The following is an 11,452-nucleotide window of genomic DNA, read 5'->3' as shown; positions in this document are numbered from 1 at the left end:
TCCTGCACCGGGGGGCGCCCCCCCCCGGGGGGGCCGCCCGGGGGGCCGCCGGCCGCGGCCGCGGCGCTGCGGCGGGGCTGCACGCCCTGTTCGAGGACGCGCTGACCGACTGCCTCACCCGCGTCCTGCCGGGGCCGCAGTAGGCCCTAGACCCGGGCCGCAGGTCGGCCGTGCCGGTGGCCCGGGCGGGGGGTGAGCGCGCGGCTTCGGGGCACGCCGACGCACGGGGCCGGGCGCGTGGGGTGGGGGAGGGGGACGGCTGCCGGGCGGCCGGTGTCGGCCATGCGGCTGTAGGCGTAGGCGGCCGACGTCATCGTCATGTGGTGGTGCCAGCCGAGGAAGGACCGCCCCGCGAAGTCGCGCATCCCGAAGCCGTCGCCCAGAGCTGTCATCGCGACCTCGGTGCGCTCCAGATGGCGCAGCAGCGAGACGACCCGGTCCGCGCCGGCGTCGGCCAGGTCGGTGAGGTAGTAGCGGACGGTGCGCGGATCTGTCCCGGGCTCGTGGGCCCAGAGCCGGTGCGGGAGTTCGGAGCCGGGCAGCCGGACCGGCACCGAGACGAGCATCGGCACGCGACGCCGCGTGGGCGGTGCGTGCAGCAGCTCCGCAGCTGGACGCGGCGCCACCGGGCGGCCCGGCGGCGCGACGGGGGCGAGGAGTTGGGTCGACGGGACGCGCACGACGTAGGTCACCCCGCGTCCGGCCAGCTCGGCGGGCAGCCGGTCGGCACACGCGAGGCCGCCCAACTCGCCGAGGTCGCACAGATCGGCGACCAGGGGCGTCGCACGCGAGGCTGATGTGACGGGGCGACGGTCCACCAGGTCGAGGACTTGCGCCAGTTCGGGGCGGCCGGAGACCTCGTTGGGGATGCGGGCGCGCTGCAGCCGGTCCGCGTCGGAGCGCCAGCTCTCGTGCAGGAAGAGCTCCCAGTCGAGCGGGATGCTGGACTCCTCGTTCGACAGGAACAGGCCCAGCCCCACCTGGCAGTTGAGCGCGCGTCCGGCCCCGGGGACGTACCGGCGGTGCACGCCCGCCGAGTGCTCGCCGCGCTTGGGGATGACGGCGGCGCCGATCGTCCAGGCGTCCGGCGGCCGCGCGGCCGCGACGGTGCGGGCGAGCTCCTGGCGCACCGGCGCCCAGTCCCAGGGGCTCGCGTTGATGAACTGCTGGAGGCATTGCGACGCGGTGGGCGAACCCGGTACGGCCAGGGCAAGTTGGCGCAGCGACTTGCGGCCGGACACGGTGAGCAGGCCCCGCAGGTAGACCTCGGCCCACTTGCGCTGGTCGCTGCGCGGCAGGACCGCGAACAGGCTCTCCGCGAAGGCGCTGACATCCGGTCGGGATCGGTGCGAGCGGTGCGAGCGGTGCGTGGGCACGTGAGTTCTCCCCGGGCTGGAATCTGGCGTCAGGGATGGGCAGAGAAACAATACATAACGCTCTGTATTTTTCTCAAGCCTACGCCCCCGCCCGGATTCCGTCCCGGTCGCACACCACTCAGCGCACAGCGTTCAGTCGACGCCGGCGCGGAGGGGGCCGCCGAGGTCCAGGCCCCGGTCGAGCAGCGCCCAGACACCCTGCAGCTCAGCGACCACTCCGCCGTTCGCCCCGCTGTCGCGGATCGACGCCTCGGCCCCGGCCATCAGGTACCGCACCAGGGTTTTCAGGCCCTCCCCGGCGGTGGACGCCCGGTCGAGGCGGGCCCGGTCGAGCAGGGCGCGCAGGTCCTCGTGCCACAGGGAGTGCCAGCTCGGCATTTCGGGCGCCAGCTCGCGTCCCAGTCGCGCGCCCGCCCGGGCGCGGACGTCCTGCTCCAACAACTGCACCAGCGCCAGCGTCAGGTCGACCACGGCCGGCAGGCCGGGCCGCGGCGCGGCCGTCACCTGGTCGAGCACCGCGCGGGTGGCGGCGGCGCCCTGGGCGCACACCTCCGTCGCCAGGGCGTTCTTCGACGGGAAGTGGAAGGACAGCGCTCCCATCGTCACCTCGGCGGCCTTGCTGACCTGGGACAGTGACGTGCCGCTGAAACCGTGCCGGTCGAACTCGACGGCGGCGGCGACGATCAGGGTCTGGCGGGTCCGTTCCGCGCGCTCCTGTCGGCCCATAGTTCACTCCCGATATGAAGTTTGTCCGCCCGCGACATGGTGGGTGCACGGACGGTGTCAGGTGCAGGCGAATCTAACCGGCACGGCGCGACGAGGTCGTCGACCTGCCCGACGTCCCGACGAATTTGGCAGGTAGGGCGTCGGAACGCGTGCACCTTGGCACGTTCGGCGTCGGACGGTCACGCGGGTTCGGGCTGTCCGGGCCGATCGCTGCGCACGGGAAGTCCGCCCAGGTGGGCGCGGTACCAGGGGGCAGCCTCATCGAGGCAGGACAGCGGGCCGGGGCCGGGCGCCACGCCGACCGTGTCCCAGGTGCCGTCGCCCGCGTACCAGTGGTCCTCGGCGAACAAGCGGAACTGACGCTCGCTCATCTTCCCACTCGTGGCTCTGAGTTGTGCCAGGCATCGGTCGAGCGGCCAGGACTCGCCGATCGTTGGCAGCAGACCGTGCCGGGCGAGCGCGTCGAGCAGGTCGCCGATCGAGACCGGTGCGGGGTGGCTCGCGTGCCGCACGCCCAGGCCCGTGCCGTGCGCGGCGACGCCCGCCACCAACCGGGCCAGGTCGCGGACGCCGACCGCCGACAGGACGGCCCGTCCCGCGCCCCAGCGGGCCGGGACGCGACGCTGTAACTCCTCCAGCGCGGGCACCACCCAGCGGTCCCCCTCGCCGAGGATCAGCCCAGGCCGGAGCACCGTGCCACCGGCGGCCAGCACGGCACGTTCCCCCGTCAGTCGGGTGCGGCTGGCGGTGGACACGGGCCGCGTCTCGGTCGCGAGCACCGCGGTCCCGCTGTGCGGACCGGCGCCGTGGACCGCCGCGGTCGAGAGGAGCACCACGTGCGCGGTCCCGGCCCGCCGGGCCTCCGCGACGGCGGCGTCCGTCCCGTGCTCGTTGACGGCCCGGCACATCTCCTCGTCGGGGCCGATGTAGGAGGCCAGTTGGAGCAGCACGTCGCTGCCCTCGCAAATCCCGTGCAGCGAGCCGGGATCCCGTAAGTCCGCGTAGACGTGCTCGACGCCGTCCGGGTGCGCGTCGCTCGGCTGCGCGAGGGTCGGCTGCGCCTCGCGCGGGGGACGCCGACCGGCCACTCTCACCTCGACGCCCCGGCGCAGCAGTTCACCGACGACGGCGCCACCGACGAAGCCGGTGGCGCCGAGTACGGTCGCCCTCACGGGGTCGCGGCGTCGCTGAGGGGGAGCGCGTCCGGTGCGTCCGGCACGTCCGCCGCGTCCGGCGCGATCCGGAACGAAGCGCGTGCCTCCTCCGTGGCGGCGGCCGGCAGCAGGTACCGCCACAACGTGCAGATCAGCTCGGGCAGATCGGCCCGCCCGGTGGTGATCTGCGAGAAGAGCTGGGTGCCGGAGAAGGATCCGACCAGCACCACGGCCAACTCGCCCTCGTCGGCAGCCTCGTTGAGCTCGCCACGGGCGCGGGCCGCCTGCAGCTGCTGGCGGAAGACCTCGACCCACTGCTGGTACGGCTGGTCGTCGTGCATGCCGAACTCGCCCTGCTCGACGGCGAGTCGGACGCCGCCACGGAGCACGGGGTTGGTCTGCAGCTGGCGTGCCAGGTAGAGGGTGATGTCGATCAGTCGCTGCAGCCCGTCCTCGCCCTCCGGCATGTGGAGACCCTCACCCTGACCGATCATCACGGCGTGGGCGAGCTCCTCCTTGGAGCCGAAATGGAAGTACATGGCGCCCTGGGTGACCCCGGCACGTTTCATGATCTTGCTGATGGAAGCACCGCTGAAGCCGAACTCGTCGAACACTTCCGCGGCGGCCCGCAGGATGACCGCGCGGGTGCGCACCGCACGCTCCTGCGGCTCCCGGCGGGTCCTCTCCTTGGAGCTCACCTGTATTACCTCTCGACAAAAAAAACGATCGTCCTTTATCTTATCGGTCGTGGCAACGACCATGGAAGCCACAAGGGCCATTCCGCCCATAATGCCCTCTTGTGCACCAACACCAACAGGCTGCTGTTGAGGCCATAGGAGACATTCCTGATGACTGTTCTCGCCTCGCACCACCCGGTCTTCACCTCCACCATCCCGAGGCAGTACGTGCACAAGGCTGCTCAGAGCGAGGTGCTGCTGACCGGTTGTGAGGTCCACGGCGACGACTCCTTCACCGTGGCGGCCCAGTGGCCGCGCACGCACAGCTTCTACGACTCCGCGGACGGCCGGCACGACCCGCTGCTCCTCGTCGAGACGGTCCGTCAGGCGATCCCGCTGCTCAGCCATCTCGGCTACGACGCCCCGTTCGGGCACCGGCAGATCTGGGACCACCTCACCTGGACGGCCAGCCCGGCGGCCCTCGTCTGCGAGGGGACCCCGGCCGAGATCACCGCGCGGATCACCTGCTCCGACGTGGTCCGCAGGGGCAGCCGTCTGGCCGCCCTGACCATGGACGTCGACATGACCCGCGAGGGTGTGCACCTCGGCACCGCGAACACGCACTTCACCAACCAGTCGCCCGCGATCTACCAGCGGCTGCGCGGCGAGTACGCCGACATCGAGCACGCCGTCCGCGGTGCCCTCACGCCTGCCGCGCCGATCACGCCGCCCATGGCGGGCCGCGACCGCCGCCGCGACGTGGTCCTCGCGCCGACGGACGCCCCGAACCGCTACCAGCTCCGCGTCGACCTCGCCCACCCGGCGCTGTTCGACCACCGCACCGACCACGCGCCGGGCATGCTGCTGCTGGAGGCCGCCCGTCAGGCCGCGTACGCGGTGGCCCACCCCGCGACCCCGGTGATCACGGGTATGCACAGCACCTTCCAGCGGTACGTCGAGCTGGACGCCCCCTGCTGGGTCGAGGTCGAGATCCTGCCCGCGCAGTTGCCGACGCACGTCTCCTCGCGGGTGTCGATCACCCAGGGCGGCCAGGAGGCCTTCGGCGCGACGGTCACCGCTCTGCGCGGCCCGGCCGCGGAGGTCGCGTAGTCGGGCCCGGTCCCGGAAAGCCCGACGGCCCAGGTCAGTTGAACTGACCTGGGCCGTCGTCGGGTCGTCGCCGACCTCGTACGGGCTCGGCTAGAAGAAGCCGTTGTCCCCGTTGTCGCCGTTGAAGTCGTTGCCGCCGTCGAAGCCCCCGTCGAACCCGCCGTTGTCGTAGTCGCGGCGCTCCTCGAACTCGCGGCCTTCGTCGAAGGCGTCGCGGCGCTCGCGGTCCTCGTGGCCCTCGAGCATCTCGCCGATGAGCGCGCCGCCGACCAGCCCGGCCACTCCGGCGCCGATCACCGCGCCGGTGCTGTGGCCCTGGCGCGGCTGCTGCGGGTAGCCACCCTGCGGATATCCGCCTTGGGCGTAGCCCTGCTGCGGGTAGCCGTTCTGGGGGTAACCGCCCTGCGGGTAGCCCTGCTGCGGCGTGTAGAAGGGCGGCGGTGTGGTCTCGATGCGCTGGGCGCAGCCCTGGCAGGTCTGAACCGGCCGCGGGACGCCCCACTGCGGCTGCCACACCACGTTGACCGCGCCGTAGCCGTGCTGGGGGTCGAAGAAGCAGGTCACCCGAATCACTCCCGAAGCTGAACGTGTCGGAGGCAGGATCGCACCGACAGTGGGGGATACGTTCGACGGTCCGTCATTGGTTCCCGGGTGTACGACTTCTTCGCGTGTCCGTCACGCGGTGGACCGTCACGCGGCGGACCGGCGAGCCCGGTGGCGTCAGCGGGCGTGGGCTCCGCCGGGCCGGCGGGTGAGCAGCGGGGCCAGCGCGCCGGTCCGGAGCCGGGCGACGACCGGTTGGGCGTAGCGGCCCAGCAGCCAACTGGTCAGGTAGGCGATCGGCATCGCCAGGATCGCCGCGCCGATCACGTCGTGCGGGTAGTGGTCGCCCAGGTAGACGCGGGTGAAGGCCTCGAAGAGCGCGAAGGCCGCCGCGATCTTGGCCAGCTGCCGGTCCAGCAGCCAGAGTGCCGCGACCGCCGAGGTGGCGGCCGTGGTGTGGCCGCTGGGGAAGGCGTAGTCGGTGCGGACCGGGCAGGCGTCGACGATGAACGCGTGCGGCATCGAGTAGCAGGGGCGGACCTCGGCGACCATCTTCTTGATCACCTCGGCCACCGCGAAGGCCACCGCGACCGAGACCGGTGCGGCCAGCGCCAGCGTCAGCCGCGCGGTCTCCTCGCGCCGGGCGCGCAGGAAGCCGATCAGCATCAGGACGGCGAAGACCAGCAGACCCGCGTTGGTCCACAGGTCGAGCGGCTCGTTGAGCCACTGGGTGTCCTTGGCGATGCCGGTGATCGACGAGAAGAGGCCGCCGTCGATCCCACTGCCGTCGAAGGCCAACAGGTTGTTCATGTGAAGGATGTCTCTCGCTCGCTCGGCCGACCATGGCAGACTCTGGCTGCGGAAGTTCTACAGGACCGTAGCAGGTGAATGGAAGTTGGCCGAAGAATGAACGAGCGGCGACAGATGGGCGCGCTCGAGGCGGAGGTGCTGGAACTGCTCCAGTCCTCGGCCGAGGCGATGACGCCCGGCCATGTCCTCACGCGGCTCGGCGACACGCTCGCCTACAGCACCGTCGTCACCGTGCTGACCCGGATGCACGACAAGGGCCTGCTCGGCCGGGTCAAGCAGGGGCGCGCCTTCGCCTACCGTCCGGTCGCCGACCGCCACGGCCTCACCGCCCGCCGGATGCGCCAGGCGCTGGACGCCGACCCGGACCGCCGCGCGGTCCTTGCCCAGTTCGTCGGCGACCTGTCGACCGGCGACGAGGAGATCCTGCGCCACCTGCTCGACGGACGGCAGCCCTGACCATGTCTCTTTCGTCGTCTCTTCCGCTGCTCCAGCCCGCGCAGGACGTGCTGCACGGGCTGACGCACGCGCTGTTCGCCCTGCCCGGCGTGGCCGGGCTGGACTCGCTGCACCTCTTCTTCTACCTCCCGCTGGTGCTGCCCGCGCTGGCCGGGCTGGTCGCCCGGCCGTTCGCCGAGCGGCTGGAGCCGCGCGCGGCGACCTGGCTGCTGACCGGCGTGGCCGTGGTGCTGGCGGGCGCGAGCACGGTGGCGCTGGGGGTGCTGGTGGTGGCCGGGCTGATCCGGGTGCCGCTGGTCGCGGTGCTCGGGCACTGGTCCCTTTCGGCGGTCCAGCGGGGCGACCCGGTCTCGCTGCTGGAGGCGGCCGGCGCCTCGGTGCTGCTCACCGCCGCCACGGTCGCGGCCGTGCGGCTGGTCTGGCGACGCGTTCGCGCCCTCCTCGCGGCCGGCTCCGAGGCCGCCTGCCTGCCGCGTGCGGGGGAGTACGTCGTAGTGGACGACCCCGCGCCCGACGCCTACGCGCTGCCGGGGATGCCCGGCCGGGTGGTGGTCTCCTCGGGCATGCTCGCGGCGCTGGACGAGGGCGAGCGGGAGGTGCTGATCGCCCACGAGCGGGCCCATCTGCGCGCCCACCACTACGTCTTCGTCGCGGTGACCCATCTCGCCGCCGCCGCCAATCCGCTGCTCCGGTCGCTGAACGGGGCCGTCGCCTACACCGTCGAGCGCTGGGCCGACGAGCACGCCGCCCGCGTCTGCGGCGACCGCCGTCGGGCGGCTCGCGCGGTCGGCAAGGCGGCGCTGGCCGCCAAGCACGCTCCGGCGCGCAACCCCGCCACGGCGCTGGGCATCGCCGGACTGCTGCGCCGGGGCGCCCATCGCCGCCCCGCAGGCTCCCGCTCCGGCCTTAGGCAGGGCGACGGACTGCGCGGCGCGGGGCCGGTCCCGCGCCGCGTTGCGGCCCTGCTGGCGCCCCCTGTGCCGACCGTGATGCCGTGGGGCGTGCCGTGGCTGCCGCTGCTTGCGCTCTGCGCGCTGCTGGCGTCGAGCGGCGTCTGTGCCGTCGCCGCCGCGCACGACATCCACCTGCTGCTGGATCCCAACGGCTGAGACCGGCGGGCTTCGACGAACGGCCCTACGGGGCCGGGGTCAGCCGGCCGCGGACCATCGTCGACAGGACGGCGTGGACGTCGTCCAGGGTCCGCTCCGGCTGGAAGGTGAGCCAGTCCAGCGCCACGACCAGGACCATGCCGAAGACCGCCGGGGCGGCCAGGCCGGTGTCCAGGTCCTCGCGCAGTTCGCCCGAGGCCACGGCCGCGTCCAGGGACGCACGGACCACCGCGACCGCGTCCTCGCGCAGCAGGGTCAGCGTCTGCTGCCAGGTGCGGTTGGTCCGCCACAGCTCCGACAGCAGCAGCTGGGCGAACGCGCGGTACTGCTCGATGAAGGCGAGACCGGCGCGGATCATCGCGTCGAGCTGCTCGACCGGCGCGTCCGGATGCGCGGCCGAGGCCTCGCGCAGGGTCGCGGTGAGCAGGCCGACGCCGTGCCGGAGCAGCTCCTCGAACAGGTCGTTCTTGTTCTTGAAGTTGTAGTAGACCGTGCCTTTGGCGACCCCGGCACGCTCGGCGATCTCGTCCACCGTGGTCGACGAGAAACCCTGCTCCGCGATCAGCTGCTGGGCCGCGACGAAGAGCTTCTGTCTCGTCTGTTCGCGGCGCGTGCCGGTGCCGGTGCTTGTCATGCGGCCATCCTCCCGCACCCCGTCGCACGGGTGGTCACAGGACGAGCTCCGGGTGGAGCGCGGTGACCGTCCAGACCTGCTTGCGGCGGGCCGCCAGGACGGTGCAGGCCAGCGAGACCACCAGGAACCCGGCCAGCACCCCCACGCCCTGCCACACCACGGTCAGGTCGCCGCCGCTGATCAGCCGCCGCAGGCCGCCGACCACCCAGGTCATCGGCAGGTACGGGTGGATCGCGCCGAAGAAGCCGGGGCTGGTCTGCACGGGGTAGGTGCCGCCCGCCGAGGTCAGCTGGAGCATCAGCAGCGCCAGCGCGATCACCCGCCCGCGGGTCCCGAAGACGGCGTTGACGCACTGCAGGATCGCCGCGAACGTGGCCGTCGTCAGCAGCAGGAAGCCGATCGCGCCGGCCGTACGGACCAGCTCCAGCCCCAGCGCGAAGTGCAGCACCGCCAGCAGCGCCGCGACCTGTGTCGCGCCGATCGCCACCGCGGGCAGCCAACCGGCCAGCGCTGCACGCCAGGAGGGGATGTTGGCGGCCAACAGCCGTGCGTTGAGCGGGCGCAGCAGCATGTAGGCGACCATCATGCCCACCCACAGCGCCAGCGGGATGAAGTACGAGGAGAGTCCGGTGCCGTAGTTGGCCGCCGGGTTGAGCCGGTCCAGGGCGAGCTGGACCGGGTCGCTCATCACGCCGGTGCGGTCCGCGCGGGCCTGCGCGGAGAGGTCGGGGATCTTCGCCGCGCCGCTCTGGAGCGCCCCGGAGAGCTGGTCCGAGCCGCCCGCCAGCTTGTAGAGGCCGCCGTCGAGCTGGTCCGCGCCGCCGACCAGGGTGGCCAGGCCCGAGTTCAGACTCTGCGCGCCGGTTGCCAACTGCGCGCTGCCGGTGGAGAGCTGGGCGACGCCGGAGTTCAACTGGTCGATCTTCGCCACCTGCGCGTCGATCTGGTCGGCCAGATGCGGTGCGTCCTGCGCGAGTTGGTCGGCGTAGCCGCGTACGGTCCCGGCGTCGGAGGCGATCTGGGCCAGCTGGCCCTTGTCGGCGCTGACGGCGCTGTCGACCTGCTGGGCGACCTGCACGGTCTGCTCGGACGCCTGGACGGCGAGTCGGAGCGCGTTGCAGGTGGCGGGATCGGTCGCGGTCCCCAGCGTCGGGGCGGTGCACTGCTGGGCGTAGACCTGCTGCAGCTCCGTATGCGCGGTCTGCGCGTCGGTGACCGCCTTGGCGGTGTCCACGGGCAGCTGGGTGGCGATCTGCTGGACGGTCCCGGCGGCCAGGGAGACGGCCTGCGCCGCCTGCTGGATCTCGGTCGCGTGACTGCGCAGCGTCGGCGTCAGCCTGTCGGTGACGCCGTGCACCACGGAGTCCAACTCGGCCGTCCCGGCGGCGGCCTGGGCGGCGCCGGTGTGCAGCCGGTCCAGCCCGTCGGCCAACGACTCGCTGCCGCTGTGCGCCTGCCGCAGCCCGTCACCGAGCTGCTGCGCCCCGCTCTGCGCGGTGTGCGCGCCCGCGGCGAGCTGACCGGCCCCGGTCGCGGCCTGGACGGTCTGGTCGTGCAGGTCGCCGAAGGAGACGTAGATCTGGTCGAGGTAGCCGCGCACGGCGCTCGACGAGGAGGCGGCGCGGATCTCGGAGAAGGCTGTCTTGGCGATGATCCCGCTGAGGTAGCTGTTGGAGTCGTTGCTGCGCGCCTCCAACAGGCCGTCCACCGGCGTCCCTTGGGTGTTGCCGCTGGACGCGATCCGGGCGGTGAAGTCCGCGGGGATGGTCAGCGTCATGTAGTAGTCGCCCTTGCGCAGGCCCTCGTCGGCGCGGGCGGCGCTGACCTCGTGCCAGTCGAAGGTGTCCCGGTCGAGCAGCTGGGTGGTGAGGTCCTGGCCCGCGTTCATGGGCTTGCCGTTGACGTCGGCGCCCTTGTCCTGGTCGACGATGGCGACGGGCAGCTTGTCGAAGTTGCCGTACGGGTCCCAGAACGACCAGATGTAGAGCGCGCCGTAGAGCAGCGGCAGCAGCGCGACCGCGACGATCGCGGCCCTGGGCAGCGAGCCGCGACGGAAGCGCCGCAGCTCCAGCCCGCCGAGGGAGAGCGCGCGCAGCGGACGGCGACGGGTGATGCGGTCACGCAGGTCACGCATGGGTCTTCTCCGGTTCCGGCTGTGCGGTCTCGGTGGTCTTGCTCGGCCGTGTCGCGACGACGACGTCCGCCTCCGGCGGCGCTTCGCGGGACGCGGCGAGGACGGTCAGCCCCGCGTCGGCGAGTGCGCGGAGCGTCCGCCAGGCGGCGGCGGTGTCGTCGGTGCTGAGCCGGTCACCGAGGTCGTCGACGACGACCACGCGCGGAGCGCCGAGCAGCGCGGCGGCGAGGGAGACGCGGAAGCCCTGCAGCGCGGTCAACGCGTCGGCACGGAGCGGGAGTTCGGAGCGGTCCAGCCCGGCGGCGTCGAGTGCGGCAGCGAGACGGCGCTGCGCGCGGCGGCCGTGACGCCGCAGCAGCAGACGCTCGGTCAGGTGCTCCTCGACGGTGAGCCCACCGTCGAGATCGGTGACCCCGGGCACGGACCCCAGCGCCACCATCTTCCGCACGGCCCCCGCCCGCCGGGGGAGCGCCTCGCCGTCCACGGCGGCCGCCCCGGAGGTCGGGCGCATCCTCCCGGCGAGGGTCAGCAGCAGACTGGTCCGGCCGGAGCCGGTCTCACCGACGACGGCGAGCAACTGGCCTGGCGCGGTACGGAAACTGACGTCTTGATAGACGGGCCCGCGCGGGCCGTTCAGGGTGAGTGCTTCTGCGACGACCGAGGCTCCGGTGAACGTCTCCGGCATCGGTGTCCCCCCGTTCCCGACTTTGTACTGACCGGTCA

The 11,452-nt window shown here is 72.7% G+C and carries 12 protein-coding genes; 3 read left to right on the top strand and 9 right to left on the bottom strand.

Features of this window, described 5'->3' with window-relative positions:
• Positions 1-146: 146 nt before the first annotated feature.
• From I2501_RS21415 to I2501_RS21400, 4 genes are all read right to left on the bottom strand, one after another.
• Positions 147-1,376, bottom strand: a complete 1,230-nt coding sequence (locus tag I2501_RS21415; RefSeq protein WP_196195771.1) for an IS701 family transposase — start codon at positions 1,374-1,376, stop codon at positions 147-149.
• A 132-nt stretch (positions 1,377-1,508) separates the two neighbouring features.
• Positions 1,509-2,102 carry a TetR/AcrR family transcriptional regulator gene (locus I2501_RS21410; protein WP_196195770.1) on the bottom strand — a complete coding sequence of 198 codons (594 nt, stop codon included), beginning with the start codon at positions 2,100-2,102 and terminating at the stop codon, positions 1,509-1,511.
• 179 nt (positions 2,103-2,281) lie between these two features.
• Positions 2,282-3,274 carry an NAD-dependent epimerase/dehydratase family protein gene (locus I2501_RS21405; protein WP_196195769.1) on the bottom strand — a complete coding sequence of 331 codons (993 nt, stop codon included), beginning with the start codon at positions 3,272-3,274 and terminating at the stop codon, positions 2,282-2,284.
• Positions 3,271-3,954, bottom strand: a complete 684-nt coding sequence (locus I2501_RS21400) for a ScbR family autoregulator-binding transcription factor (protein WP_328806515.1) — start codon at positions 3,952-3,954, stop codon at positions 3,271-3,273. Before I2501_RS21400 ends, I2501_RS21405 begins: the two co-directional genes overlap by 4 nt.
• Positions 3,955-4,104: 150 nt before the next feature.
• Here I2501_RS21400 and I2501_RS21395 point away from each other — a divergent pair, with 150 nt between their 5' ends.
• Positions 4,105-5,043, top strand: coding sequence for a ScbA/BarX family gamma-butyrolactone biosynthesis protein (locus tag I2501_RS21395; protein ID WP_196195768.1), 939 nt, complete (start codon positions 4,105-4,107; stop codon positions 5,041-5,043).
• Positions 5,044-5,133: 90 nt separating this feature from the next.
• Here the strand turns inward: I2501_RS21395 and I2501_RS21390 are convergent, their stop codons facing one another.
• Positions 5,134-5,607, bottom strand: a complete 474-nt coding sequence (locus tag I2501_RS21390; protein WP_236046870.1) for a hypothetical protein — start codon at positions 5,605-5,607, stop codon at positions 5,134-5,136.
• A 156-nt stretch (positions 5,608-5,763) separates the two neighbouring features.
• The gene (locus tag I2501_RS21385; RefSeq protein ID WP_196195767.1) at positions 5,764-6,396 is read right to left on the bottom strand and encodes a phosphatase PAP2 family protein; all 633 of its coding nucleotides are present in this window, start codon (positions 6,394-6,396) and stop codon (positions 5,764-5,766) included.
• A gap of 96 nt (positions 6,397-6,492) precedes the next feature.
• Between I2501_RS21385 and I2501_RS21380 the strand changes: the two genes are divergently transcribed.
• Both I2501_RS21380 and I2501_RS21375 read left to right on the top strand, forming a co-directional pair.
• On the top strand, positions 6,493-6,852 hold the full coding sequence (locus tag I2501_RS21380) for a BlaI/MecI/CopY family transcriptional regulator (protein WP_215909854.1): 360 nt from the start codon (positions 6,493-6,495) through the stop codon (positions 6,850-6,852).
• Positions 6,853-6,854: 2 nt separating this feature from the next.
• Entirely contained in the window at positions 6,855-7,961 is a 1,107-nt protein-coding gene (locus I2501_RS21375; protein ID WP_236046868.1) for a M56 family metallopeptidase, read from the top strand.
• A gap of 25 nt (positions 7,962-7,986) precedes the next feature.
• Here I2501_RS21375 and I2501_RS21370 read toward each other — a convergent pair whose 3' ends face one another.
• Genes I2501_RS21370 through I2501_RS21360 form a run of 3 tightly spaced genes read right to left on the bottom strand, consistent with a single transcriptional unit; the run spans position 7,987 to position 11,414 of the window.
• The gene (locus tag I2501_RS21370) at positions 7,987-8,595 is read right to left on the bottom strand and encodes a TetR/AcrR family transcriptional regulator (RefSeq protein WP_196195765.1); all 609 of its coding nucleotides are present in this window, start codon (positions 8,593-8,595) and stop codon (positions 7,987-7,989) included.
• 34 nt (positions 8,596-8,629) lie between these two features.
• On the bottom strand, positions 8,630-10,729 hold the full coding sequence (locus I2501_RS21365; RefSeq protein WP_236046866.1) for a YhgE/Pip domain-containing protein: 2,100 nt from the start codon (positions 10,727-10,729) through the stop codon (positions 8,630-8,632).
• Positions 10,722-11,414: an ABC transporter ATP-binding protein gene (locus I2501_RS21360; protein ID WP_196195764.1), complete on the bottom strand. Its 693-nt coding sequence runs from the start codon at positions 11,412-11,414 to the stop codon at positions 10,722-10,724. The genes I2501_RS21365 and I2501_RS21360 overlap by 8 nt, the downstream gene beginning before the upstream one ends.
• Positions 11,415-11,452 lie beyond the last annotated feature (38 nt).

Source organism: Streptacidiphilus fuscans, assembly GCF_015690355.1.
Classification (GTDB): Bacteria; Actinomycetota; Actinomycetes; order Streptomycetales; family Streptomycetaceae; genus Streptacidiphilus; species Streptacidiphilus fuscans.
This window is presented reverse-complemented; position numbering and strand designations above follow the sequence as displayed.

Coding starts and splice junctions, on each gene's coding strand:
- I2501_RS21410 (WP_196195770.1), bottom strand. CDS start 2,102: ATGGGCCGACAGGAGCGCGCGGAACGGACCCGCCAGACCCTGATCGTC.
- I2501_RS21395 (WP_196195768.1), top strand. CDS start 4,105: ATGACTGTTCTCGCCTCGCACCACCCGGTCTTCACCTCCACCATCCCG.
- I2501_RS21370 (WP_196195765.1), bottom strand. CDS start 8,595: ATGACAAGCACCGGCACCGGCACGCGCCGCGAACAGACGAGACAGAAG.
- I2501_RS21365 (WP_236046866.1), bottom strand. CDS start 10,729: ATGCGTGACCTGCGTGACCGCATCACCCGTCGCCGTCCGCTGCGCGCG.
- I2501_RS21360 (WP_196195764.1), bottom strand. CDS start 11,414: ATGCCGGAGACGTTCACCGGAGCCTCGGTCGTCGCAGAAGCACTCACC.
- I2501_RS21380 (WP_215909854.1), top strand. CDS start 6,493: ATGAACGAGCGGCGACAGATGGGCGCGCTCGAGGCGGAGGTGCTGGAA.
- I2501_RS21385 (WP_196195767.1), bottom strand. CDS start 6,396: ATGAACAACCTGTTGGCCTTCGACGGCAGTGGGATCGACGGCGGCCTC.
- I2501_RS21375 (WP_236046868.1), top strand. CDS start 6,855: ATGTCTCTTTCGTCGTCTCTTCCGCTGCTCCAGCCCGCGCAGGACGTG.